This is a genomic window from Streptomyces paromomycinus, from assembly GCF_003865155.1.
Lineage (GTDB): Bacteria > Actinomycetota > Actinomycetes > Streptomycetales > Streptomycetaceae > Streptomyces > Streptomyces chrestomyceticus.
Map to the genome: position 1 here is coordinate 2,902,350 of NZ_BHZD01000001.1, position 24,818 is coordinate 2,927,167.

Sequence of the window (24,818 nt, forward strand, 5' to 3'; positions counted from 1 at the left end):
CGTCCACGGCGTTTGTCCGGCGCGGAGTAGTCGTACGGCGCCGCCCGCCGCATTGGCGTACGCGGGCGGGACGCAGGCCACCGCGACCGGTCCGCCGCATTGGCGTAGGCGGGCGGGGCACGGGCCGCCACGGCCGGCCGGACCGCTACGCCTGCGGCTCTCCGGACCCGCCCCCGTACGGGTCCGCGACCGCCGCCGTCGCCTTGAGCGCCAGCCACAGCTCCATCCGTACGTCCGGGTCGTCCAGCGAGCGGCCGAGGATCTCCTCCACCCGCCGCATCCGGTAGCGCAGGGTGTGCCGGTGCACGCCCAGGTCGGCGGCGGCCGCGTCCCACTGGCCGTGCCGGGACAGCCAGGCGCGCAGCGAGGCGACGAGGTCCCCGCGGCCGGTGGCGTCGTGCTCGCGCAGGGCGCGCAACAGGCCGTCGGCGAAGGCCCGTACGGCGTCGTCGGCCAGCAGCGGCAGCACCGAACCGGACGCCACGTCCTCATGTTCGACGAGCACCCGGCCGCGGCGGCGGGCGACCGAGAGGGCCTGTTCGGCCTGGCGGTGGGCGTGCGCGGCGTCCCGCGGCCCGGACGGCGCGGACAGGCCGACGGCCAGCTGCGCGCCGGACCGCCCCGCCTCGGCCCGCGCCGCGCGCCCGCGCGGCAGCGGCTGCCCGCCGTACCGGGCCTCGGCCGCGGCGGCGTGCTCGGCGCACGCCTCGACGGCGGCCCCGCCGTCGGCGGCCAGCACGACCAGCCGGGCGCCCTCCGGTACGGCCAGCACGGCTTCTCCGGTACGGGCCGCCGCCGCCTCCATGGCGTCGGCGAGCGCGTCCAGGGCGGGCGGCGCGTCGCCGGGCTCCGCGCCGTCGGCATCGACCGGCTCGGCGACCACGACCCGGAAGGGCGCGTCCAGGAGACCGCCGTACAGCCGGCCCGCGACCGCCCGCGCGTGGTCCGGCTCACCGGCCAGCAGCATCCGCAGCACCGCGGCGCCGAGCCGCTGCTCGGCCTCCTGGAGGGCGCGGGAGCGCTCGGTGGTCAGCGTCAGGAGGGCGACGGCGGAGTGCACGGCGAAGCGCTCGGCGGTGCCCAGCGGCGCGCCCGTACCGACCGCGAGGACGCCGCGGGCACGGCGGCCGGTGCCCAGGGACTGCAACTCGACCCGGTCGTCGCCCTCGGCCTCGCTGACCACCGAGCTGGCGGGGGCCGGGCGCTCGCGCAGCCGCCCCACGTCGCCGCTGAGCCGGGCGGCACGGCGGGCCGCCCAGTCGGGGGCCGCGGCGACCACCGTGCCGGACGCGTCGTACAGCGCGGCCCAGCCCTTGAGGTGCGCGGCGAGCCGGGCCAGCAGCTCGGCCGGGCCTTCGGCGCCGAGGGCGGCCCGGGTCAGTTCGCGCTGCGCCTCGAAGCCCTCGGTCACGGCGCGGTACTGGTCGGCGGCGACCGCGGCGGAGACGGCCTTGCTGATGGCGATGAACGGGGTGCTGCGGGGCACGCCCAGCAGCGGCAGCCCCTCCTCGGCGGCGGCGCTGACCAGCGCCGCGGGCACATCCTCGTAGTTGACGCCGACCGCGAAGCCGAGCCCGACGACACCGGCGCCCGCGACCCGCCGCACGTACCGGCGGGCCGTCGCCGGGTCCTCGGCGTCCAGCTTGAGGGCGGTGATGAGCAGCAGCTCGCCGCCCTCCATGTACGGCACCGGGTCGATCAGCTCACTGGCGTGCGCCCAGCGCACCGGGGTGTCCAGCCGGTCCCCGCCCGCGAGCACCGTCAGCTTGAGCGCGGAGTGGTGGGCCAGGGTGGCGAGCGTGTGCGGCATGGGACCTTCGGGGGCGTCGGCGGGCGGGTGTGCTGTCGGCGGGCCGGCGCTGCGCCGTCCCGTATGAACGGTCGTTGCCGATTCTGCCTCAGTGGAGGGGTGCGGGGGTGAGATCGTCCGGGGATACGCCCGTACGGGGCGCGGGCCCCGTGGCGGCCGGCGATATCCGGTGGACGCGCACGGCCTCACCGTGAACTGATCGGCACCGACCGGTACGGACCACCGCAGTCACCGCCTCGAAGGAGCACCGATGACCCGCTTCACGACCGTGCCCGCACTTTTCCCGCCCCCGCGCTACTCGCACGCCGCCGTCGTCGAGGCGGGTGAGCGCCTGGTCTTCAGCGCGGGCGCCGTCCCGCTGGACGCGGACGGCAGCCTCGTGGGCCCGGGCGACCGCGCCGCCCAGACCCGTCAGGTCCTCGCCAACCTCGCCGCCCAGCTGGAGGCGGCGGGCAGCGGCCTGGACCAGGTGATCGCCAGCACGGTCTACGTGGTCGCCACCGCCTCCGGCGACCTCACCACCGCCTGGGAGGAGGTCCGCTCCTCGGCCCTCTCCACGGGCCCGCACACGTCCACGCTCGTAGGCGTCACGGTCCTCGGCTACCCGGGGCAGCTGGTGGAGATCACGGCGACGGGGGTGGTGCGGGAGCGATGACCCGGCCCGCCCCGGCCCGTCTCACCCCCGAAGATCCACCAATACCGGCGGCGCGTGCTCCCCCCGCACCGACGTCACCGACACCACCCCGTGCCCCGGAGGGACGGAGTTCGCCAGGTCGGAGGCGGACCAGCGTTCGCGTTCGACGGTGCGGACGGTGACGGCCTTGGCGGTGACGGCCTTGCCGGTGACCAGGTGGCGGAAGAGATGGAACGCCTTCATCGCGGCGCCCTCGGCGATGATCTGACGGTCGGTCACGTCCCGGGTCTCGACCCACTCCTTGCCCCAGACCTCGGCGAACCGCGCCCCGTCCCAGGTCGTCACGCCCGCGAACGCCATCCGGCAGCCCACCGCGCCCAGCAGCGCGCTGCGCAGCGTCTCGGGGATGTCGTCGAGGGAGCGCAGGGTCATCAGGACGCCCGCGTTGGCGGCGCGCAGCCGTTGCAGGCCACGCAGGGATTCCGCGGTGACGGTGTGCGCCGCGTCGTCCAGGACCAGGCAGGCGAAGAGCGAGCGGTCGCCGCGGGCGGCCGCGCACTCGGTGAACTGGGCGAGCACCAACCGGGCCAGGATGCGCGACGCCTCGGCGTGGCCGCGTTCGGGCAGGTCGATGCGGACGCGCAGCGGGCGGTCGAGGGCGCGCAGGGAGAGCTGGCGGACGCCGCCCTCGGGGCGGAAGTACGGCGCGAAGGCGGGGCGGTCGAGGAGGGCGACGCGGTCGGCCAGGAGGTCGCCGATGTCGCCGGGGCGTCCGGACTGCCGTGCGCGGGCGTCCAGTTCGCGCAGCTGGGCGTGCGACTCGGTGGTCTTCAGCGCGGTCCGCAGCGCGGCGAGCGCCGTGTCCGAGCCGTCGAGGAGTTCGCGGAGTTCGGGGACGGACGGGAAGCGGCCGTGCGCGGCACGGAACGGGCCGAGCAGCTGGCCGAGCGCGGTCGCGGCGCGCCGGCTGTCGCCGCCGGACTGGGTGGCGGCGAGGTCGCCGACGAGCGCTTCGGCGAGGATGCCGGCCGCTTCGTCGGGGTCGGTGGTGCCGCCGTACAGATCGAGGTCGCAGTCCGGTTCGGGGGCGCCGATCCGGACGATCACGTCGAACGCGTCGTCCGGGCCGAGGGCGGAGCCGGCCGCGCCGACGGCGACCACGGCGCTCCGCCCGGCCAGCGCCTGGAGGCACAGGGACTCCACGACCGGCCGCACCACCCGGGTGGTCTTGCCGCAGCCGGGCGGGCCGACGGCCAGCAACGAGGTGCCCAGCAGCGCCGGGTCGAGGGCGAAGCCCGTACCGCGGTGCTGGTGGGGGTTGCGCGGGTGGTCGGTGGCGGTGCCGATGCGCACCTGGTGGGCGAGCAGGTCGTGGTGGGCCGTACGGGCGGGCAGGTCGCGCCGCCCGGAGGGGTGGGCGCAGGCGGCGGCGCCGTGGCGCAGGACGGTGTCGGTGAAGGAGGCGAGGGAGTTGTTGCCGGAGCACACCGAGTGCCAGGCGCGTTCGATGCGTGCCACGTCCACGTCGTTCATGCGTCCGGCGAGGCTCTCGGCGGTGAGCTTGTCGGCGGCGTCGGGCGCGCCGCCCGCGCGCAGTGCGGGCCACTGGGCGCGGTCCTCCTGCGGCTCCGGTACGGCGTCGGGGCGGTGCGCCCTGGCGCGGCGCAGTACGGGCCCGAGGCAGCGCCGCCCCAGTTCGGCCCAGCGGCCGAGGCGTCCGAAGACGAGGACGAGGAGGGCGAGGAAGAGCGCGTAGTAGAGGTAGGTGACCCAGACGAAGATCATCTTGTCGCCGCCGGCCGCGCGCCAGGAGTCGGGCGTCAGGAGCAGCAGCGGGTAGAGCCAGTACGGGCCGAGGTAGCCGTTCCAGAGCAGCGACCAGAGCAGCCAGCCGCACAGGAACGAGATCAGCGCGCCGGTGACGAGCTGCCGGGTGGGCACCCGGTCGGGGCTCTCCTCGGGCCGGGGCACGTGCCCGTACGTCCAGATGCCGGGCGCGGCGGCCCGGCGGGGGGTGCGCAGCCAGCGCAGGAACGTGCCGTCCCCGGGGGCCGCGGGCGGCGTCGGCGGCACCGGCGGGACTCTCGGGGCCGGCGGTACGGACGGGACCGGTGGTGCCGTGGGGCGGGGTACGGGGTGGTCGGTGCGGGTGTGCGGTGCGTCGTGCTGCGTGCCCTCGGTGTCCATCCGGTGCCCCTCGTCCCCCTTGAGACGTCCGGACGCCGGACGGACTCGGTTCCGTCCGTGCGCCCTGCTGTTCCCGCGCATTGCCGCCGTTCAATCTACTGGCCGCGGAGCGCCGCTATGTCCGGTGCGGACAACGCAACACGCGCACTTCTCCCGAACGGAACATGCCGACGTCCCGTTCCTCCCCCTAGCCTGCGAGCACAACCCCTTCCGTACGTCTTTCAGTACGTCCCGTTCCACCCCCAGGAGACTGCCATGACCGAACTGTCCGGAGGCCCCGCCCTCCCCCAGGAGCGTCGCGTCGTCACCGCGATCCCCGGCCCGAAGTCCCAGGAGCTGTGGGCCCGCAAGCAGGCCACCGTGGCCGGCGGTGTCGGGGCGGTGCTGCCCGTCTTCGCCAAGCGCGCGGGCGGCGGCATCCTGGAGGACGTCGACGGCAACTCCTTCATCGACTTCGGCTCCGGCATCGCCGTGACCTCGGTCGGCAACAGCGCGGAGGCCGTGGTGCGCCGCGCCACCGCGCAGCTCGCCGACTTCACCCACACCTGTGTGATGGTCACGCCGTACGAGCCGTACGTGGAGGTCTGCGAGCAGCTCGCCGAGCTGACGCCGGGCGACCACGCGAAGAAGTCGGCGCTGTTCAACTCCGGCGCGGAGGCCGTGGAGAACGCGGTCAAGATCGCCCGCGCGTACACCAAGCGCCAGGCGGTCGTCGTCTTCGACCACGGCTACCACGGCCGGACGAACCTGACGATGGCGCTGACCGCGAAGAACATGCCGTACAAGCACGGCTTCGGCCCGTTCGCGCCCGAGGTCTACCGGGTGCCGCTGGCCTACCCCTACCGCTGGCTGACCGGCCCGGAGAACTGCGCCCAGGAGGCCGCGGACCAGGCCATCTCGCAGATCAGCAAGCAGATCGGCGCGGAGAACGTGGCCGCGATCATCATCGAGCCGGTGCTCGGTGAGGGCGGCTTCATCGAGCCGGCCAAGGGCTTCCTGCCCGCCGTCGCGGAGTTCGCGAAGGAGAACGGCATCGTCTTCGTCGCGGACGAGATCCAGTCCGGCTTCTGCCGTACCGGCCAGTGGTTCGCGTGCGAGGACGAGAACATCGTCCCGGACCTGATCACGACCGCCAAGGGCATCGCGGGCGGCCTGCCGCTGGCCGCCGTCACCGGCCGCGCCGAGATGATGGACGCGGCGCACGCGGGCGGTCTGGGCGGCACCTACGGCGGCAACCCGGTCGCCTGCGCGGCGGCGCTCGGCTCCATCGAGACGATGCGCGAGCTGGACCTGAACGCCAAGGCCCGGCGGATCGGCGAGATCATGAAGCCGCGCCTGGCGGCGATGGCGGAGAAGTACGACATCATCGGCGAGGTCCGCGGCCGGGGCGCGATGATCGCCATCGAGCTGGTGGAGTCCGGTTCCAAGGAGCCGAACCCGAAGGCGACCGCGGCGCTGGCGGCCGCCTGCCACCAGGAGGGCCTGCTGGTGCTGACCACCGGCACGTACGGCAACGTGCTGCGCTTCCTGCCGCCGCTGGTCATCGGCGAGGACCTGCTGAACGAGGGCCTGGACATCATCGAGAGCGCGCTCGCGACGGTGTGACCCGAAGGAACCGGCGGCAGGTCGTGAAGAATGTGTGCGGGGCCGATGGCGGGCGGGTGATCCGGCTGTCCGGGCCCGGCTCCCTGCCGTACGGTTTCTGCAGATGAGCGAAACACCCCGCCCGCAGGAACCTGCGGGCGACGCCCGGCCGACGCTTCCCCAGCTGCGGCCGAGCCGTGCCTTCGCGCACGACTCCGGGGCCGCGCGCCCCGGAAATCCTCACCGATCGGACGGCCGCCCGCCCCAGACCCCCCGGGGCGCGCGGACCTCCGGTCAGCGCGGCCGCCTCGGAACCACCCCCCCTGTTCCGAGGCGGCCGGCCTTCTTCCTTCGCCCCCTCGTGTGGGCGGGCGTGCTGTGCGCCGCACTCTTCGCGGTCCTCACCTGGCAGGTGGCTTCCGACGGCCCGCTGCGCGCGCTGGACGAGCGCTTCGGCCGCGCCGTCGTGCACAGCCCGGTGCCCACCGCCCTGGCGGAGTTCTTCGCCGACCTCGGCAACACGGTCGTAGCGCTGCCGGTGCTGGCCCTCGCCGCGCTGTACGCGGCCTGGCGCGGACGGCGGGCGGCGGCCCCGCGCTGGTGGCTGCCGCCACTGGCCGCCCTGGTCACGATGGCCGTGGTGCCCGCGCTGGTCGTCCCGGTGAAGACGTGGCTGGCCCGGCCGGGGCCCCCGGAAATGGCGGGCGGCGCGCACGCCGGTTTCTTCCCGTCCGGGCACGGGGCGACGGCGGCCGTCGCGTACGGAGCGGTGGCCCTGCTGCTCGCCGCGCCGTGGACCGCACGCCCGGGACGGTCGTACGGACCGGCACTGGCGGCCGCCGTGGGGCTGCTCGACCTCGCGGTCGGCATCGGCCTGGTGCGCCGCGCCTATCACTGGCCGCTGGACGTGCTGGCCAGTTGGTGCCTGGCCGGGGTGCTGCTCGCGGCCTGCGCGGCGGTGTGCGGGCGGAGGGCGGACCGCCCGCACACGGCGGACGACGGTCAGCCCGCCGCGCCGACCAGCTCCGACGCGATGTAGTGGCTCGGGCGCCAGCTCGGGCCCGCCGGAATGGCCACCCGCTCCGCCTCGTGCCGCTTCATCAGCCGGAAGCGGTCGGTGCCGGTCTGCACGACGACGGCGTGCCAGGGCGTGAGCCAGTTGTCCGCCGCCTCCAGCAGCGCGATCCCGAACTTCGCCGAGCCGCAGGCCTGCGGGTGGATGGAGAGCCGTACGGTCTGCCGGTAGTGGTGGGCTATCAGCTCGCCCCACGCCCGGCTGCGCCGCAGCACACCGTACGCGCGGCTGCGGCACTCGCGCTGCAACTGGGCCTTGGAGCCGGTCCAGTCCGCGGTGTCCTCGACCAGGAACCGGATGGTGCCGCGGTAGTGGCTGAGCGCCGGTCCGCCGGCCCGTACCTCGGCCCGGAGTTCCTCCACGCTCTGCGCGTAGTCCTGCTCCAGCAGCGCGCGCTTCTCGTCGTAGCCGCGGCCGTCGTAGACGTGGTCGAGGCCGAAGGTCTCGATGTGCCGCAGGCCGTTGGCGTCGATCATGTCGCGCAGTGCCTTGCCGTACGCGTCGATGTGCGCGTCCGGCACCCGTATCAGGTCGCCGAAGACATGGCCGTCGGAACAGATCAGCAGCCGGGCGCCGGGCGGGTAGACCGCGTCGATCGCGGCGCACAGGTCGTCCAGGAAGCGCAGCGAGAGCAGTTCGCCGAGGTCGGGGAGGTGGCCGACGACCTTGGCGGGGTTGGGCGACTTGCAGGGGAACGCCGGCAGGGTCAGCAGCACCGGCTCGCGGCGGGCGACGAAGCCGCGGATCTGGGTGAGCTGTTCGGCGAAGCACTGTCCGGGCCGGTGGCTGTCGTGGCCGCGTCCCTCGGCCCCGTCGGCGCTGTCGGCGCCGTCTCCCCCGTCGTCCCGGGTGTCCGCCGGTGCGCCGGCGGGCCTGCGGTGCGGCAGCAGCAGTTCCAGAATGCGGGCGGTGTACCGCTCCGTGCGGGCCGCGAACGCGGCTTCGCCCTCGTCCTCCCCCTGCTCCCCGCGCTCGGCGTGCTGCTCGTACGTCACGGTCATGCGGTCCCTCGCTGGGTGTCGGCCCCGGTGGCGTCCCGGTGGTCGTGGATGTGGCTGGGCAGCGGGGGTTCGCCCAGGACGTGGACGCGGCGCAGGTGGCGCGGCAGTCCGCGGCGGTAGGGCACGCGGGTGTGCAGCAGGGTGTAGTTGTCGGCGATGACGATGTCGTCCTGCTGCCAGGCGTGCACGTACACGTGCCGGGGGTCGTACGCGGCGTCGCGGACGGCGGCCAGTTCGGCGGCGGCCGCCTCGCCCTCCAGCCCGTCGACACTCACGTCGGGCTGGTTGACGATGTGCTCGCCGTCCGGCACCGGTTCGAGGAACCGCATGACCGGGAAGCCGGCGTCGGGGTGCGGTTCGATCAGGGGCGAGACGACGAGGCCGCCGTAGTGGGAGACCTTGGCGTTGCGGTAGCGCAGGGTCAGGCCGCGCCAGCGCTCCAGGGTCTCCTCGTCCGCGTCGGCGAGGACGCGGGTGGTGTCGCAGAAGAGCGTGCCGCCGCCTTCGGCCGCGCCGGGCGCCGCGACGCAGTGGAAGACCTGGAACTCGGGCACGAAGTCGACGTACATCCCGTCCCAGTGCAGCGGCATGAAGCCGGTGTCGAAGACGTGGTCCTCGGGGTCCTGGTGGGCGCGTACGTCGAAGACCGTGCCGAACGGCCACTCCATCACCTCGCCCCAGGTGCGCGCGTAGGCGTCGAGTTCCGCGGCGTCGGCCGGGGCGGTGAAGCCGCGCAGAGCGACGAGGTGGTGGCGGCGGGTCAGGTCGCGGAGCCACGGTACGGGGACGGCGGTGACCGGTAAACCGGGCCCGGTCGCGGTGATCAGCACGCCGAAGGGGCCGGGTGCGGCCGTCGTCCAGGGCCGGGTGTCGTCAGGGGCGTCGTCGGCGGTCGGGCCGGACGCGTGGACGGCTTGGGACGTCATGGTTCCTCTCCGGATGGCGGCGCGCCGGACCGGTCGGCCCGGACGCGGTGACAGCGACAGTACTTGAGAGTTCAAGAACTTTCTACGTCGTGGACGACTTCTCGCTGACACCCACAACTTTTCCGCCACCCCACCGCGCGCGAAAGACACTTCCCGTGGCCCGAACCGGCCGTGGCCCGTTCGGGCCCGCGTCCCCCGCTTCTGCGCCCCCGCGGCCCGCACGAGACTCACCGTCGGAGCGCGCCCCTTCGAGGATGCGAGGACCGGCATGACCGACCTCCTCCAGCCACCGGCCGGCGACGACGAACTGGCCGCCGTCGCCGCTGCGTTCGCCGACCACCGGCTCGGCCACGGACCGCGCAGCACGGCACCTGGCCGGACTCGGTGCGGGCGTCCGCCATCCGGTGCTGCCGCGCGGCGCCGGCGACTTCGAGGTGGCGCGGATTCCGCGCGCGAGGTGCCGCCCTGGTCAGCACCCCGGACGCGGTGGACACCGCGCTGCCGCGCCGCCTGCTCACGGCCGAGAAGATGCCGGCCGCGGCGGCCGGGACCCGCGCCGAGACGGCGGCTCTGCCCTCTCCCGCCGCCATCGTGCCGCGGCTGGAGAAGCCGGCGGATCAGGGGCGCGCGGCGGGCGGGTTCCGGACAAGTCCGCGTATCGCCCGGAGGGACGGGCGCGCAGCCGACAGGATGGCCGTACGCGCCGGGCACCGGCGGCACGCCCGGCGAGGTTGCGCACACGGCATCGTCCACCGAGGGGAACTCCATGGCGAACGAGCTCAAGTACGGCGACCACATCCACCTGCAGAACGGGTACAACGGCTGGCAGGGCGGCTACCTCGACACCAACGGGCACAGCGGCGCCGCGGGCGGCAAGTACAGCGTCTCGACCGCCGACACCCCCGCCCGCGGCAAGGGCACCGGCACCTGGGAGATCCACTCGGCCACCGGCAAGGCGTCCGGCCAGCCCGTCGTCAGCGGCGACCTGGTGTATCTGCGCAACCTGTACGGCGGCGACGGCGGCTACCTCGACAGCAACGGCCACGCCTCCGACGCCCAGAAGGACGCGGGCGCCCTGTACGACGTGTCCACCTCCCAGTCCCGGGACCGCGCCCCCGGCACCGGCCGCTGGCGGATCTTCGCCCGCAGCTCCTCGCCGGGCGACCGGAACGTCCGGACGGGCGACGTGGTCCACCTGTGGAACACCTACGGCGACAACGGCGGCTTCCTGGAGACCAACGGCCACAGCACCGCCACCGGCGGCAAGTACGACCTGTGCACCAACGCGTACTTCAACCGCAGCTCCGACGTGGCCGACTGGAAGATCCACCCGGCGCAGGACTGACCGCGTGACAGCCGGGTGCCGGCGGCAGCCACCACCGGCACCCGGTCTCACACCACGTGCACGCCGGGGACGTACAGGATCCAGCGCCGGGCGGGCGGACCGGGATGCGGGTGCCGGGGTCAGCCTGCCCTGTTGGGCGGGGTGGAGTCGCAGACGTACGGGACCAGGCGCGGGCCGAGGACGCAGTAGGCGGTCACCGTGCAGCTCTTGGCCGTGACCACTTACCCGGCGCCGGTGCGGCCCGCGGCACGCAGCTCTTCGAGGAGGGCCACCAGGTCTTTCCGTACTGGTACCGGTGCTCGTCGTAGAACTGGTCGAAGGCGGTGCGCCCGGCGATCTCGCCGAAGTACGGGTCCGCGAAGACGAAAACGCCGCCCAAGACGAGGAGGTCGACGTGCAGCCATTCCTCGATGGAGCCGTACACCTCGTCGGTGAAGAAGTAGACGCCGTCCGGCGCGAGGTCGCTGCACGGCCGGTCCGGCTTCTCCGTCAGCCGCACCACCGCGGCGGGCGCCGATCCCCTCGGGCAGCACGGTGTCGCCGAGGTACAGCACGAGATCCTTCGCGCCGGGGAATTACCGGGCGAGGGCCACGCCGTGCGCCGGCCCCGAAGGCTGTTCCTGGCGCAGATAGGTGAGCCGTACGCCGAGGCCCGTACCGTCACGGAAAGCCGTCGCGATGTGCCGGTCCCGGGCGTCGACGACGATGCCGATGCCGGTGACACCGCATTGCCGGATGTTCTCCAGGACGTGCCGCAGAACCGGCTTGCCCGCAATCGGGTTCAATTGCTCGGGCATTGAGTACGTGAAGGGGCGAAGACGGGTTCCCGTCCCGCCGGACAACACCAGAGCCTTCATGGAAGGGAGTGTCGGACCGGCCCGCCGTACGGGAAAGGAGGGGGCCGGTGGACCGAACCGGCCGTGTCCCTTTCGGTCCACGGCCGGCCCCCGGAACGGCGGACGGGAAATGCGGCCGGTGCGCTGCCACCGGCCGCCCTTTCCGCTTCACGCGGTGCGCTGCACCTCGGGCGACGACGCCGGCAGATAGCCCAGCTGGGCGGCGAGCACCCCGGCCTGGAACCGGCTGCGCGCCTTCATCCCCGCCATCGCGTCGGTGGCGATCCGGCGCGCCGTCCGGGCCGAGACGCCCAGCCGCCGGGCGACCGTGGCGTCCGTGTGGCCCTCCGCGAGCAGTTGCAGCGCGGCCAGGTGCTGCCGGGTGAAGCCGTCCGCCGCGCGCCGGGACGGCGGCGGGCCCAGCCGTTCCGCCGCTGCCCACACGGCGTCGAACAGCGTGCTCAGCGCGGTGACGACACCGGGCACCCGTACGGAGACGGCGGCCTCCGTGGCGCCCTCGCCGGCCGTGAAGACGAGCGCGGAGCGGCGGTCGACGACGACCATACGGGTGGGGAGCACGGCGGCGGTACGGACCTCCGCGCCGGCCGCCGCCAGCCGTTCGGCGTGCTCCACGGCGTCCGGATCGTTGCGGGCGCTGTCGAGGCAGACGGCGCGTATCCGGATTCCGCGGGCGAGCAGGTCCTCGTACAGGCGCCGGGACGCGGACGCGGCGGACGACGGGAACGGCTGCCCGGCGGCGAACACCTGCAATTCCTCCTCGGCGAGGGCGCCGATTTCCCGTACGTGGTCGCTGATCCGGTCGGCTCCCGCCATCCGGAACACTCCTTGGTCGGCGGCGGATTGCTGGTGCGTGGCGAATTCTGAGACGAGCCGGGCGGCGGCCGCCCGGCTTTCCTCCACGCGCTGTTGCTGCGCGGCGAGTTCGGCCTGCTGCCGGGCGAGCAGAATGTCCATGCCCAGGCGCGGGCTCACCGCGTAAAGCCGACCGGGGCGTTCCGTGGAAGGGTGTGCCAGGGCGAGGCCGGTCAGCCGGCCGAGGGCCCGCTCGGCCTCCTGCTCGGTCATTTCCGTACGGGCCGCCAATTCCGCCGCGGTGGCGTGCGGTTGCGCCAGCAGGGCGCGGTAGACCGATTCCGTCGCCGGTTCGACGCCCAGCCGTCCGAGAACGTACTCCGACGTGCGCATGATTCCCCCCTGAGATGCGGCACCTGACTACGACGGCGGACGCCCCACACGCCCGGCCCGCCGGGGAGCCCTGCCGGGCGTCCCATCCGGGACCACGGATCCGGGGGCCGCAGGACTCAACGCCACGCCGGGGAAAGCGCGGCTGTGTCCTGTCTCACGGCGCCGCCGCGCCGGTCTCCTCACCGGTCCCCGGCGAGCCGTGCGGCCGCCTCGTGCATCGCCAGTTCGAGCACGGCCGGTTCGGTGAGCCGCCCGGTGCCGTCCGGGACGACCAGCCAGCGCACCCCGCCCGTCGCCCGCCCCGGGTACGGCACCACGATCCAGCTGCCGTCACCCGCGCCGCGCACGCCCGTGCCGAGCCAGCGTGCCGCGGTGCCCGGCGGCACGAAGAAGCCCGTACGGGTGTCCCCGAAGTCGGCGAGGACCGGACCCGGCAGGTCCAGTACCCGGGTCAGGACGTCCAGGGTCGGGCGTCCCAGGGCGCCGGGCACGATCAGCACGTCCCAGAGCCGGCCGGCCGGGAGCAGGGCGACCCCGAGGGGGTTGCGCTCCCATTCCCACCGGCACGCGTCCGGGTCCGCTGCCGCCGTCACCAGCCACTCCACTGCGTTCTTCGCCCCCGCGGTGTCCATGTCTCCTCGCTTCCGCGGTCCCCTCGGACCGCTGTCCGCCCGGTGAGAGGCGACGGAGGCGGCATCCTTACACGGGTTTGCCGGGGTTTTTCGCGTAAGACAGGAGCCGGCGGGGGCGCGGAGTGGTGTACCGGCGCGCGGGAGGGGCGGACGGCAGGCCCCGGGCACCGGCCGGGTACGGAACGCGCCCGCCGGGAAACCACGGGGAACCCGGCGGGCCCCGGGGCCCGCCGGCCCTCAGCTGTCGAAGCCGAGCCCCGCCTTGTCCATCGCGCGCAGCCACAGATTGCGCCGCCCGCCGTGGGTGTCGGCCCGCGTCATCGACCACTGCGTCAGGCCGATCCCGGCCCAGCGCAGCGGCTCCGGCGGGAACGGCAGCGGCTTCTTGCGGACCATCTCCAGCTCGGTGCGTTCGGTCCGCTCCCCCGCCAGGAGATCGAGCATCACCTCGGCCCCGAAGCGGGTGGCGCCCACACCCAGGCCGGTGTACCCGGCGGCGTAGGCGACCCGCCCGGCGTGCGCGGTGCCGAAGAAGGCGGAGAAGCGCGAGCAGGTGTCGATGGCGCCGCCCCAGGTGTGTGTGAAGCGCAGGCCCTCCAGCTGGGGGAAGCACTGGAAGAAGTGCCGGGCCAGCTTCTCGTACGTGGCCGGACGGTGGTCGTACTCGGCCCGGACCGCCGCGTTGAAGCGGTAGACGGCGTCGTAGCCGCCCCACAGGATGCGGTGGTCGGCGGTACGGCGGAAGTAGTGGAAGTGGTGGTTGCTGTCGGACAGGCCCTGACGGCCCTGCCAGCCGACGGCTGCCTGCTGTTCGGCGGAGAGCGGCTCGGTCATCAGCGCGTGGTCGTAGACGGGCACGACGTACGGGCGGACGCGGCGCACCAGGGACGGGAAGACGTTGGTGCCGAGGGCGATCCGGCGGGCGAAGACCCGGCCGTACGGGGTGCGGGCGGCCATGCCCACGCCGTCGGCGGCGAGCGCGGTGGCGGGCGTGTGCTCGTAGATCCGTACGCCGAGGTCCAGGCAGGCCTTCTTCAGCCCCCAGGCGAGGCGGGCCGGGTTGAGCATGGCGACGCCCGTACGGTCCCAGAGGCCGGCCAGGAAGGTCGGCGAGACGACGTGCTCGCGCAGCGCCTCGCGGTCGAGGAACTGCACGCCGTCCAGGCCGAGCCGGGCGGCCTGTTCGGCGCCTTCCCGCAGCTCGGCGACCTGGTGGGGTTCGGTGGCGACGTTGATCTCGCCGGTGCGTTCGAAGGCGCAGTCGATGCCGTGGCGGGCGACGGTGTCCTCGATGGCGTCGAGGTTGCGGGCGCCGAGTTCCGCCAGCTTCGTCAGCTCGTCCGGCCAGCGGTCCAGACCGTTGCCGAGACCGTGGGTGAGGGAGGCGGCGCAGAACCCGCCGTTGCGGCCGGAGGCGGCCCAGCCGACCTCCTGGCCCTCCACGAGGACGACGTCGCGTCCCGGGTCGCGTTCCTTGGCGATCAGGGCGGTCCACAGTCCGGAGTAGCCGCCGCCGACGACGAGCAGGTCGGTGCGTTCGTCGCCGACGAGGGCGGGCAGAGCGGCGGGACGGTCCTCGTCGTCCAGCCAGAAGGAGACCGGTGCGGCGTCCGCGAGGGCGTGGGCGGGGGTGCTCATGGCAGCTCGTGCCATGGTTCTCAGCTCCTCTTCCGGCGTCCGGAGAGCAGCTGCCCTCCCAGGACGCAGAGCACGGCGATGAGGAACATCGCCGTTCCGATGACATTGATCTGAACGGGTGTGCCACGCTGCGCCGATCCCCAGACGAACATGGGGAACGTCACAGCGGAGCCGGCGTTGAAGTTCGTGATGATGAAGTCGTCGAAGGACAGCGCGAAGGAGAGCAGCGCGCCCGCCGCGATGCCGGGGGCGGCGATCGGCAGTGTCACCCGCAGGAACGTCTGTGCGGGGGACGCGTAGAGGTCCTGGGCCGCCTGCTCCAGGCGCGGGTCCATGCTCATCACACGGGCCTTGACCGCCGTGACGACGAAGCTCAGGCAGAACATGATGTGCGCGATCAGGATCGTCCAGAACCCGAAGCGGATGCCCATGTTGAGGAAGAGGGTGGCCAGCGAGGCGGCCATCACCACCTCGGGCATCGCCATCGGCAGGAAGATCAGGGTGTTGACGGCGGGCCGGGCGCGGAAGCGGTAGCGGGCCAGCGCGAAGGCGGCCATGGTGCCCAGTACGGTCGCGCCGACCGTCGCCCAGAGCGCGATCCGCAGGCTCAGGCCCAGTGACCCGCACAGGTCGGCGACGCCGCACGGGTCGGTCCAGGCGTCCGCCGAGAAGCGCTGCCACTCGTAGTTGAAGCGGCCGTTGGGCTTGTTGAACGAGAAGACCAGGACGACGAGGTTGGGCAGGAGCAGGTATCCGAGCGTGCCGAGGCCCGCGAGCACGACGAGGTGGCGGCGCAGCCACCGGAACACGGCCATCAGACCAGGTCCTCCGTCCCGGATTTGCGGATGTAGAGCGTGACCATGGCGAGGATGGCCGCCATGAGGAGGAAGGAGAGCGCGGCGGCGGTCGGGTAGTCCAGGACGCGCAGGAACTGCGACTGGATGACGTTACCGATCATCTTCTGGTCGGTGGAGCCGAGCAGTTCGGCGTTGATGTAGTCGCCTGCCGCGGGGATGAAGGTCAGCAGGGTGCCTGCCACCACACCCGGCATGGACAGCGGGAACGTCACCCGGCGGAAGGTGGTGGCCGGACGCGCGTACAGGTCGCCGGCGGCCTCGTGCAGCCGGGGGTCGATGCGCTCCAGCGAGGTGTACAGCGGCAGCACCATGAACGGCAGGAAGTTGTACGTCAGGCCGCAGACCACCGCCAGCGGCGTGGCCAGCACCCGCTGCCCCTCGGTCAGCCCGAGCCAGCTGGTCACGTCCAGGACGTGCAGCGAGTTCAGGACGCCGACCACCGGGCCGCCGTCCGCGAGGATCGTCTTCCAGGCCAGCGTGCGGATCAGGAAGCTGGTGAAGAACGGGGCGACGACCAGGACCATCACGACGTTGCGCCAGCGGCCCGCCTTGAAGGCGATGAGGTACGCGAGCGGGTAGCCCAGGACCAGGCAGAGCACGGTCGCGGTGGCCGCGTAGCCGACGGACCGCAGGAACTGCGGCCAGTACTCGCCGAGCGCGTCCCAGTAGGTGGCGAAGTGCCAGGTGACCTTGAAGCCCTCTTCGAGGGAGCCGGTCTGCACCGACGTGGACGCCTGGTAGACGAGCGGGGCGGCGAAGAACACGACCAGCCACAGGATGCCGGGCAGCAGCAGCCAGTACGGGACGAGCCGCTTGCGCGAGCCGCTTGCCCGGACCTGCGGCGCGTCCTCGGCGGCGGGTGGTGGCGCCTCGGTGGTCGTCGTCATGCCGTCTCCTCGGCGGTGTCCGCGCCGGCCCCGATGTCCTGGGAGGCGTCCAGGCCGAAGGTGTGCGCGGGGTTCCAGTGCAGGACGACCTCGGCGCCGGGCACCAGGCGCGCGTCGCGTTCGACGTTCTGCTCGTAGACGGCGAGGCGTCCGGCGCCGGGGGTCTCGACGACGTACTGCGTGCTGACGCCGAGGAACCCGGCGTGGGCGATGCGGCCGGTCAGCCGGTTGCGGCCGTCGGCGATCGCACCCGCTTCGCCGGCGTGCGCCAGGCTGATCTTCTCCGGCCGTACGCCCGCCAGGACCGTGCCGCCCGTACGGGCCGTGGTGCGACATCGCCCGGCGGGCAGCCGCAGTTTGCTGCCGCCCGCGGTGAGCAGCAGATCGTTGCCGCCGGCCGTCACCACCTCGGCCTCGATGAGGTTGGAGGTGCCCAGGAAGTTGGCGACGAAGGTGGTGCCGGGGTTCTCGTAGAGGTCGGCGGGGGCGCCGAGCTGCTCGACGCGGCCGCCGTTCATCACCGCGACCGTGTCGGCCATGGTCATGGCCTCCTCCTGGTCGTGGGTGACGTGCACGAAGGTGATGCCGACCTCGGTCTGGATGCGCTTGAGTTCGAGCTGCATCTGGCGGCGCAGCTTGAGGTCGAGGGCGCCGAGCGGCTCGTCCAGGAGGAGCACCCGCGGATGGTTGATCAGGGCGCGGGCCACCGCGACGCGCTGCTGCTGGCCGCCGGAGAGCTGCTGGGGTTTACGGCGCGCCATCGGACCGAGTTCGACCAGGTCGAGCATCTCCTCGACCTGCTTCTTCACGGATTTGATGCCACGGCGGCGCAGACCGAACGCGACGTTCTCGAAGATGTCCAGGTGCGGGAAGAGCGCGTAGTTCTGGAAGACGGTGTTGACCGGGCGCTTGTACGGGGGCAGCGCGGTGACGTCCCGGCCGTCCAGCGCGACGGTGCCGGTGGACGGGTCCTCCAGGCCCGCGATCATGCGCAGGGTGGTGGTCTTGCCGCAGCCGGAGGCGCCCAGCAGCGCGAAGAAGGAGCCCGCCGGGACCGTCAGGTCGAGCGGGTGGACGGCGGTGAAGGAGCCGTAGGTCTTGCTGATCCCGGAGAGGCGGACGTCGCCGCCGGAGGGCTGTGTCATGGGTGGTCCCGTGGGTCGGTAGGGCGGGGCGGGCACGGTCCGGGGGCGGCCCCGGGCGGGCCGGTCCGGGGCCTGCTCAGGCGCCCGTCAGATCGGCGAATTTCTGGGCGAATTCCTTGCTCTCCCCGGCGTCCAGGGCCCGGAAGGAATGCGACCTGGCGGCCGTCTCCCGGTCCGGGAGAATCAGCGGATTGTCCGCCAGCGCACGGTCGATCTTCGCCAGTTCCTCGCGTACCCCGTCGACCGGGCACACGTAATTGATGTACGCCGCGATCCGCGCCGCCACCTTCGGCTCGTAGCAGTAGTCGATGAGGCGCTCGGCGTTCTTCTTGTGCCGGGCCCGGTTCGGCACCAGCACATTGTCCGTCGACGTCATGTACCCGGCCTTCGGCACGGCGTACTCGATGTCCGGGTTGTCCTGCTGCAGCTGGACGACGTCCCCGGCCCAGGCCACGCACGCGGCGAGATCGCCCTTGCTGAGGTCGTTGATGTAGTCGTTGCCGGTGAACCGGCGGATCTGCTGGTCGTCCACGCCCTGCTGCAGCCGGGCGACGGCCGCGTCGAAATCGTCGGCCGTGCAGTCCTCGGGACGCTTTCCCATGTCCAGGAGCGTCAGCCCGACCGTGTCCCGCATCTCCGACAGGAATCCGACCCGTCCCTTCAGCCGCGGATCGTCGAGCAATTGGCTGACGGAATCGACGGTGCGCCCCTCGGTGGCCTTCGCGTTGTACGCGATGACCGCCGGAATGCCCGTCCACGGATACGAATACGCACGCCCGGGGTCCCAGTCCGGATCTCGGAACTGCCGCGCGACACCACCGGACGCATGCGGAAGATTTCCCGCGTCCAGTCGCTGGACCCAGCCCAGCGAAATCATCCGCGCGCACATCCAGTCCGTCAGCACGATCAGGTCCCGGCCGGTGTCCTGGCCGGCGGCGAGCTGCGCCTGGATCTTGCCGAAGAACTCGTCGTTGTCGTTGATGTCCTCGGTGTACCGCACCGTGATCCCGGTACGGCGGGTGAAGGCGTCCAGGGTCGGCCGGCGCTTGCCGTCGTCGCTGACGTCCAGGTACTCCGTCCAGTTGGAGAAGACGACACGTTTCTCCTGCCCGGAGTGGTCCACGGACCGAGCGGCGTCCGTACGGCCCGCGGGCGGGATGCCGCAGGCCGACAGCGCGCCGAGGCCCCCGAGAGCCAGCACCCCCGCCCCGGACGCGCGCAGCAGCGACCGCCGGGTCATGGCCATCCGGCCGTCGGTGAGGCTGCGCCGTACGGCGGCCAGTTCGGGCGGCGACAGACTCTCCCCGGGCTGCTGACTGTCCTCCATACGCGGTGCCCTTTCCTGATGAGCCCGGTGGTCAGCGGGCGACGACGGCCGTTCCGCGTCAGGCGCGGTCCCCGAAGACGGTCCGGTGCCAGTCCTTCCTGGCGACCCCGGTGTTGTCGTACATGACGTGCTTGACCTGCGTGTACTCCTCGAAGGAGTAGGCGGACATGTCCTTGCCGAAGCCACTGGCCCGGTAGCCCCCGTGCGGCATCTCGCTCAGGATCGGGATGTGGTCGTTGACCCAGACGCACCCCGCCTTGATCTCGCGGGTGGCGCGGCCGGTCCGGTAGACGTCCCGGCTCCAGGCGGAGGCCGCCAGGCCGTACGGGGTGTCGTTGGCCAGCGCGATGCCCTCGTCGTCACTGTCGAAGGGCAGCACGACCAGCACCGGCCCGAAGATCTCGCTCTGTACGGCCTCGCTGTCCTGCGCGGCGCCCGTGATGAGCGTGGGCCGGTAGTACGCGCCCTTCGCCAGGTCGCCCTGGGGGGCCTCGCCGCCGGTGACGACGGTGGCGTACGACCGGGCGCGCTCGACGAAACCGGCGACCCGGTCGCGGTGGGTGTGCGAGACGAGCGGGCCGAGATCGGTGGCGGGGTCGAACGGGTCGCCGAGCCGTACGGTCGCCATCAGGTCGGCCACGCCGCCGACGAACGCGTCGTACAGCGGGCGCTGCACGTAGGCGCGGGTGGCGGCGGTGCAGTCCTGTCCGGAGTTGATCAGGGCGCCGGCCACCGCGCCGTGCACCGCCGCCTCCAGGTCGGCGTCGTCGAAGACCACGAAGGGCGCTTTGCCGCCGAGTTCGAGGTGCAGCCGTTTGACGGTGCCGGTGGCGATCTCGGCGACCCGCTTGCCGACCGCCGTCGAGCCGGTGAAGGAGGTCATGGCGACGCCGGGGTGGGCGACCAGGTGCTCGCCGGCCTCCCGGCCCGTGCCGGAGACGATGTTGAGCACGCCGTCCGGGATACCCGCCTCGGTGGCCGCCTGCGCGAACATCACCGAGGTCAGCGGCGTGATCTCGGCGGGCTTCAAGACGATCGTGTTGCCCGCGGCGATGGCGGGCAGCACCTTCCAGGCCGCCATCTGGAGGGGGTAGTTCCACGGCGCGATCGAGCCGACGACGCCGATCGGCTCGCGGCGGACCACGGAGGTGTGGTCGGGGCTGTACTCCCCCGCCGACCTGCCCTCCAGGTGCCGCGCGGCACCCGCGAAGAAGGCCGCGTTGTCGACCGACCCCGGTACGTCGAACTCCGCGCTGAGCTTGACCGGCTTGCCGCACTGCAATGACTCGGCGTACGCCAGTTCGCCGGCCCGCTCGCCGAGGACGGCGGCGAAGCGGTGCAGGGCCTCCGAGCGCTCGCCCGGGGTCGCGCCCGCCCACCCGGGGAAGGCGTCCGCGGCGGCCCGTACGGCCGTGTCCACGTCCGCCGTCGAGGCCGGCCGGTAGCTGTACACCTGCTCGCCGGTGGCCGGATCGACCACCTGCTGGGTACGGCCGGAACTGCCGTCCCGCAGCTCGCCGGCGAGGAACTGCGCGCCCTCGGCGAAACGTTCGTACACGTCGAACCGCTGAACCATGGTGCTCTCCTCCGCCGGGCGCCGGGGCCGCTCGGCGGCACACCCAGGCGTAGCTCTTTCCGGAATCGATGGCTGATCTTGACAGAGGGACAGTGCCTCAACAAGTGATTCCGTTGTTGCCTTTTGGTTACGCGACGGATTCTGCGATTTCCGTCGTGGGGCACCCCGACACGTTGTCAGTGCCCGCTGACAGAATCCCGGCATGGTGCACGACAGCACGGGGGTGCGGGGATGAACGAGCCAGGGAGCGAGCCGCGGTCGGTGGCGGAGCTGACCGCGGCGGCGCACGGCAAGCGCTTCGAGTACCTCTGCTTCTGGGGCCATGCGCCACGCCGCGACGGACAGCTCGGCGCGAGCTGCCTCAGCCAGTGGTGGCCCGCTCCGTTCACGGTCGACGGCGTGCGGTACGCCACCGCGGAGCACTGGATGATGGCCTGCAAGGCCCGGCTGTTCGGCGACGCGGAGGCGGAGCGGCGGGCCGTCACCGCCACCCACCCGAAGCAGGCGAAGGACGCCGGCCGCTCCGTGCGCGGCTTCGACAGCGCGCAGTGGGAGCGGCACCGCTTCGCGTACGTCGTCGAGGGCAACGTCCACAAGTTCGGCCAGGACCCCGCTCTGCGCGACTACCTGCTCGGCACCGGCTCCCGCGTACTCGTCGAGGCCAGCCCGACGGACCGGATATGGGGCATCGGCCTGGCCGCCGACGACGCGCGCGCAGCGGACCCGGCACGCTGGCGCGGCCTCAACCTGCTCGGCTTCGCCTTGATGGAGGCGCGACAGCGGCTGGCCTCCGGAGCGGATACGGAGGCGGGTGCGGGGTCCGCGGAGGACTAGGCGGAGAGGGCAGGACGGGCGGAGACGGCTAGGCGGAGACGGCTAGGCAGAGACGACGAGCCGGCCCCGGGAAGGCGCCGACAGGCCGGGAACCGCGGCCGGGTCGGCGGACACGGCCGCGTACGTGCGCGGGCCGGGGGCGGGCGCGGCCTGGTACGTGTCCGGACCGTCGTCCTCGGAACCGGAACCGCCGGAGGAGGAACCGCCGGAGGACGAGCCGCCGGAGTCACCGCCGTCGTAGTAACCGGGGTACCACGGGTCGTCGCCGCCCTCGTCGGCGGCGGACGCCAGCACGACCCAGCAGACCATGAACCCGCTCAGCAGCAGCGCCACACCGCCCAGGACCACCCCGGCCAGCGCGCTCCCGCCGTTGTCCGCCTCGCCCCTGGCCACCTTCGCGCGCCCGAGAATGCCGAAGACGATCGCGAGGACACCGAGGAGGAAGCCGATCACCATCGTGAAGCAGAGGGTGGCACCGACGATCCCGAGGACGAGAGCCGCCGTGCCGTATCCGTTGCTCGGCCCGGCAGGCGCCCAGTAGGGCTGGTAGCCGGGCGGCAGCTGCTGCCCCGGGTGGCCACCGGGGTACGGCGCGCCGGCGGGGCCGTACGGGGGCTGAGGGGAGCCGTAGGGAGGCCGGGCCGCTCCGTACGGAGCACCGGGCCGCTGCCCGTCCGCCCCGGCGCCGGGTATGGGCGGCACTCCGGAACCGGCGGGGTCGGGGGCATCAGGAGCACCAGGGGCACCAGGGGCACCAGGGGCACCAGGGGCACCAAGAGGTGCGTACGCCGCCCCGGCCGTACCCGGCGCGGGTGGCGGCGGCGGAACGTCGTACCGGCCGCCCGGAGCCGCCGGCTTGCTCAGCAGGCCGGGGCCGTTCGGGCCGCCGGGGGTGACGGGCTCGCTCGCAGCGTCCGAACCGCTCGCACGGCCGGACCCCTCCGCAACACCCGAAGCACTAGTTCCGCCGGGCCCGTCCACACCTCCCTGAGCGCCCGCCCTATCCGTATCTCCCGAAGCGCTCACCACGTCCGTCGCAGCCGCAGCCACCGCAACACCACCCTCCGCGGCACCGCCCTCCACGGCACCACCCTCCGCAAGCTCGCCCTCCGCGGACGCGGCCTTCACCGGCCCGGTCGGCTGCGCCCCGGACGGCACCGTCGCGCCGACCGCCGCACCAGTTGTCGCGCCGACCGCCGCACCGGCCGCCACGTCTGCCGCCGCACCAGTCATCGCACCTGCCGCCGCGCCGGCCTCCACGCCTACCGAGGCACCTGCCGTAGGCGCGCCCGCCGACGGCGCGGGCAGCGGCCTCCGGTCCTCCGGCGGCGCCCACGGGTCGCGCGGCTCGGGCTGCTGACTGTCGGACATCGACATCCCCACATTCCCCCCACGTTCACGATCCGCCCATGCTAAGACCTGCACCGTTCCGCCAAGACCTGCACCGTTCGGGCCGCCGGTGGCCCGCATACGATGGCCACCGTCCGCAGCACGCCCAGCTCGCCCCTCGACCAGGAGGACCCGTTGTCCGATCTCGACGCCTTCATCGCCGGACTGCCCAAGGCGGAGCTGCACGTCCACCACGTCGGATCGGCGTCCCCCCGCATCGTCGCCGAGCTGGCCGCCCGCCACCCGGACTCCGCGGTCCCCACCGACCCCGAGGCCCTCACCGACTACTTCACCTTCCGCGACTTCGCCCACTTCATCCAGGTCTACCTCTCCGTCGTGGACCTCATCCGCGACGCCACCGACGTCCGGCTGCTGACGTACGAGGTCGCCCGCGACATGGCGCGGCAGAACATCCGCTACGCCGAGCTGACCGTCACCCCGTACAGCTCCACCCGCCGCGGCATCCCCGACGAGGCGTTCGTCGAGGCCATCGAGGACGCGCGCCGGGCGGCGGAGACCGAGCTGGGCGTGGTGCTGCGCTGGTGCTTCGACATCCCCGGCGAGGCCGGGCTGGACGCAGCCGAGGAGACCACGCGGATCGCCTGTGACCTGCGGCCGGAGGGCCTGGTCTCGTTCGGGCTCGGCGGCCCGGAGATCGGTGTGCCGCGCCCGCAGTTCAAGCCGTACTTCGACCGCGCCATCGCCGCGGGCCTGCACTCGGTGCCGCACGCCGGCGAGACCACCGGCCCGCAGACCGTCTGGGACGCGCTCACCGACCTGCGCGCCGAGCGGATCGGTCACGGCACCAGTTCCGTCCAGGACCCGAAGCTGCTGGCCCACCTCGCCGAGCACCGCGTCCCGCTGGAGGTCTGCCCGACCTCGAACATCGCCACCCGCGCCGTGCGCACCCTCGACGAGCACCCGCTGAAGGAGATGGCCGACGCGGGAGTGCTGGTGACGATCAACAGTGACGACCCGCCGATGTTCGGCACGGACCTGTGCCTGGAGTACGGGGTCGCCGCGCGCCTGCTGGACCTCGACGCCGCCGGGGTCGCCGCCCTGGCCAAGAACGCCGTCGAGGCGTCGTTCATGGACGTCTCCGCCAAGACGGCACTGGCTGCGGAGATCGACGGCTACACCGCGGCCTGGCTGCGGTGAGGGCCACGCGCCACGCCCCCGGCCCGGCCCCGGCTCCGCCGCGGGCGCCGTCGGCCCGTCCGGCCGCACCGGCGCCCGCCACCGGCCGCATCGCGGTCATCGGTCACCGCGGTGCCCCGTACGACCACCGCGAGAACACCCTGGCCTCGCTCCGCGCCGCGCTCGAAGCGGGCGCCGACGCGGTCGAGATCGACGTACGGCTGACCGCCGACCGGGTACCGGTCCTCCTGCACGACCCGACGCTGGAACGCCTGTGGGGCCTCGACCGCAGGCTCTCCTCGCTGACGTACGCCCAGGTGGAAGAGGCCACGGCAGGCGGTGTGCCCAAGCTGCGCCACGCCCTCGCCCTCACCTCCTCGTACCCGTCCGCCCGCGCCCTGATCGACCTCCCCGACCCTGCGGCCGCGCAGGCCGCTGTCTCCGAAGTCCACGGGGCCGGCGCCACCGACCGCGCGTACTACTGCGGCGGCGGCCTGTCCATGCTGGCCGTCCGCGCCGCCGACCCGGCCGCCGAACTCGCCCTGTCCTGGTGCCGCACGGCCCCGCCCCGCCCCGAGCTGCTGGCCCGCGTCCGCCCCCGCTGGCTCAACTACCACTTCGGCCTGGTCACCGAGAACCTGGTCGAACGGGCGCACGGCGACGGCTACCTGTTCGCCGCCTGGACCACCGACACGCCCCGCGCCGCGCGCCGCCTCAAGCGCGCGGGCGTCGACGCCGTCACGACCAACCGGGTGTCCGCCGTACGCGCCGCCCTCTGACGCGCTTACCCGT

The 24,818-nt window shown here is 73.2% G+C and carries 22 protein-coding genes; 7 read left to right on the top strand and 15 right to left on the bottom strand.

What is annotated here, in order from left to right; translation table 11 throughout:
- Window positions 1–145: 145 nt before the first annotated feature.
- Window positions 146–1,810, bottom strand: a complete 1,665-nt coding sequence (locus OEIGOIKO_RS11605) for a PucR family transcriptional regulator (protein WP_125053976.1) — start codon at window positions 1,808–1,810, stop codon at window positions 146–148.
- A 250-nt stretch (window positions 1,811–2,060) separates the two neighbouring features.
- Between OEIGOIKO_RS11605 and OEIGOIKO_RS11610 the strand changes: the two genes are divergently transcribed.
- Window positions 2,061–2,465 carry a RidA family protein gene (locus OEIGOIKO_RS11610; protein ID WP_125053977.1) on the top strand — a complete coding sequence of 135 codons (405 nt, stop codon included), beginning with the start codon at window positions 2,061–2,063 and terminating at the stop codon, window positions 2,463–2,465.
- Between the two features lie 21 nt (window positions 2,466–2,486).
- Here the strand turns inward: OEIGOIKO_RS11610 and OEIGOIKO_RS11615 are convergent, their stop codons facing one another.
- Window positions 2,487–4,631, bottom strand: a complete 2,145-nt coding sequence (locus OEIGOIKO_RS11615; RefSeq protein ID WP_125053978.1) for an ATP-binding protein — start codon at window positions 4,629–4,631, stop codon at window positions 2,487–2,489.
- A 255-nt stretch (window positions 4,632–4,886) separates the two neighbouring features.
- Here OEIGOIKO_RS11615 and gabT point away from each other — a divergent pair, with 255 nt between their 5' ends.
- Both gabT and OEIGOIKO_RS11625 read left to right on the top strand, forming a co-directional pair.
- Window positions 4,887–6,236 (top strand): 4-aminobutyrate--2-oxoglutarate transaminase, encoded by a 1,350-nt coding sequence (gene gabT / locus OEIGOIKO_RS11620; protein ID WP_125053979.1) that lies wholly within the window; start codon window positions 4,887–4,889, stop codon window positions 6,234–6,236.
- A gap of 352 nt (window positions 6,237–6,588) precedes the next feature.
- Window positions 6,589–7,254: a phosphatase PAP2 family protein gene (locus OEIGOIKO_RS11625; protein WP_246177314.1), complete on the top strand. Its 666-nt coding sequence runs from the start codon at window positions 6,589–6,591 to the stop codon at window positions 7,252–7,254.
- Here the strand turns inward: OEIGOIKO_RS11625 and OEIGOIKO_RS11630 are convergent.
- Together OEIGOIKO_RS11630 and OEIGOIKO_RS11635 are read right to left on the bottom strand one after the other, a co-directional pair.
- Window positions 7,218–8,291, bottom strand: coding sequence for an L-tyrosine/L-tryptophan isonitrile synthase family protein (locus OEIGOIKO_RS11630; protein ID WP_125053981.1), 1,074 nt, complete (start codon window positions 8,289–8,291; stop codon window positions 7,218–7,220). The two genes, OEIGOIKO_RS11625 and OEIGOIKO_RS11630, sit on opposite strands and share 37 nt — an antisense overlap.
- Window positions 8,288–9,217 (bottom strand): TauD/TfdA dioxygenase family protein, encoded by a 930-nt coding sequence (locus OEIGOIKO_RS11635; protein ID WP_170251693.1) that lies wholly within the window; start codon window positions 9,215–9,217, stop codon window positions 8,288–8,290. Before OEIGOIKO_RS11635 ends, OEIGOIKO_RS11630 begins: the two co-directional genes overlap by 4 nt.
- 766 nt (window positions 9,218–9,983) lie before the next feature.
- Between OEIGOIKO_RS11635 and OEIGOIKO_RS11640 the strand changes: the two genes are divergently transcribed.
- Complete coding sequence (locus OEIGOIKO_RS11640) at window positions 9,984–10,562, top strand: hypothetical protein (protein ID WP_125058641.1); 579 nt, start codon at window positions 9,984–9,986, stop codon at window positions 10,560–10,562.
- Between the two features lie 193 nt (window positions 10,563–10,755).
- On the opposite strand, the gene OEIGOIKO_RS43750 is transcribed toward OEIGOIKO_RS11640, so the two are convergent.
- From OEIGOIKO_RS43750 to OEIGOIKO_RS11690, 10 genes are all read right to left on the bottom strand, one after another.
- Window positions 10,756–11,064: a hypothetical protein gene (locus tag OEIGOIKO_RS43750; RefSeq protein ID WP_307721227.1), complete on the bottom strand. Its 309-nt coding sequence runs from the start codon at window positions 11,062–11,064 to the stop codon at window positions 10,756–10,758.
- Between the two features lie 73 nt (window positions 11,065–11,137).
- Window positions 11,138–11,359, bottom strand: coding sequence for a sugar phosphate nucleotidyltransferase (locus tag OEIGOIKO_RS43755; RefSeq protein WP_307721228.1), 222 nt, complete (start codon window positions 11,357–11,359; stop codon window positions 11,138–11,140).
- A 207-nt stretch (window positions 11,360–11,566) separates the two neighbouring features.
- A complete protein-coding gene (locus OEIGOIKO_RS11655; protein ID WP_125053983.1) occupies window positions 11,567–12,604 on the bottom strand; it encodes a helix-turn-helix domain-containing protein in 1,038 nt (345 codons plus the stop codon).
- 179 nt (window positions 12,605–12,783) lie between these two features.
- Complete coding sequence (locus OEIGOIKO_RS11660; protein WP_125053984.1) at window positions 12,784–13,236, bottom strand: bifunctional DNA primase/polymerase; 453 nt, start codon at window positions 13,234–13,236, stop codon at window positions 12,784–12,786.
- A gap of 237 nt (window positions 13,237–13,473) precedes the next feature.
- A complete protein-coding gene (locus OEIGOIKO_RS11665) occupies window positions 13,474–14,889 on the bottom strand; it encodes an NAD(P)/FAD-dependent oxidoreductase (protein WP_125053985.1) in 1,416 nt (471 codons plus the stop codon).
- Window positions 14,890–14,894: 5 nt separating this feature from the next.
- On the bottom strand, window positions 14,895–15,689 hold the full coding sequence (locus OEIGOIKO_RS11670; RefSeq protein ID WP_125053986.1) for an ABC transporter permease: 795 nt from the start codon (window positions 15,687–15,689) through the stop codon (window positions 14,895–14,897).
- Entirely contained in the window at window positions 15,689–16,618 is a 930-nt protein-coding gene (locus OEIGOIKO_RS11675) for an ABC transporter permease (RefSeq protein WP_125053987.1), read from the bottom strand. The genes OEIGOIKO_RS11670 and OEIGOIKO_RS11675 overlap by 1 nt, the downstream gene beginning before the upstream one ends.
- Entirely contained in the window at window positions 16,615–17,763 is a 1,149-nt protein-coding gene (locus OEIGOIKO_RS11680) for an ABC transporter ATP-binding protein (RefSeq protein ID WP_125053988.1), read from the bottom strand. Before OEIGOIKO_RS11680 ends, OEIGOIKO_RS11675 begins: the two co-directional genes overlap by 4 nt.
- Window positions 17,764–17,839: 76 nt before the next feature.
- Complete coding sequence (locus tag OEIGOIKO_RS11685) at window positions 17,840–19,090, bottom strand: ABC transporter substrate-binding protein (RefSeq protein ID WP_125053989.1); 1,251 nt, start codon at window positions 19,088–19,090, stop codon at window positions 17,840–17,842.
- 58 nt (window positions 19,091–19,148) lie between these two features.
- Window positions 19,149–20,666 carry a gamma-aminobutyraldehyde dehydrogenase gene (locus tag OEIGOIKO_RS11690; RefSeq protein WP_125053990.1) on the bottom strand — a complete coding sequence of 506 codons (1,518 nt, stop codon included), beginning with the start codon at window positions 20,664–20,666 and terminating at the stop codon, window positions 19,149–19,151.
- Window positions 20,667–20,897: 231 nt separating this feature from the next.
- On the opposite strand from OEIGOIKO_RS11690, the gene OEIGOIKO_RS11695 reads away from it, so the two are divergent.
- The gene (locus OEIGOIKO_RS11695; RefSeq protein WP_125053991.1) at window positions 20,898–21,500 is read left to right on the top strand and encodes an NADAR family protein; all 603 of its coding nucleotides are present in this window, start codon (window positions 20,898–20,900) and stop codon (window positions 21,498–21,500) included.
- Window positions 21,501–21,542: 42 nt separating this feature from the next.
- Here OEIGOIKO_RS11695 and OEIGOIKO_RS11700 read toward each other — a convergent pair whose 3' ends face one another.
- On the bottom strand, window positions 21,543–22,202 hold the full coding sequence (locus OEIGOIKO_RS11700; RefSeq protein ID WP_125053992.1) for a DUF4190 domain-containing protein: 660 nt from the start codon (window positions 22,200–22,202) through the stop codon (window positions 21,543–21,545).
- Between the two features lie 822 nt (window positions 22,203–23,024).
- On the opposite strand from OEIGOIKO_RS11700, the gene OEIGOIKO_RS11710 reads away from it, so the two are divergent.
- Both OEIGOIKO_RS11710 and OEIGOIKO_RS11715 read left to right on the top strand, forming a co-directional pair.
- Entirely contained in the window at window positions 23,025–24,047 is a 1,023-nt protein-coding gene (locus tag OEIGOIKO_RS11710; RefSeq protein WP_125058642.1) for an adenosine deaminase, read from the top strand.
- Window positions 24,044–24,805, top strand: a complete 762-nt coding sequence (locus tag OEIGOIKO_RS11715; protein ID WP_371858910.1) for a glycerophosphodiester phosphodiesterase — start codon at window positions 24,044–24,046, stop codon at window positions 24,803–24,805. The genes OEIGOIKO_RS11710 and OEIGOIKO_RS11715 overlap by 4 nt, the downstream gene beginning before the upstream one ends.
- Window positions 24,806–24,818: the final 13 nt, after the last annotated feature.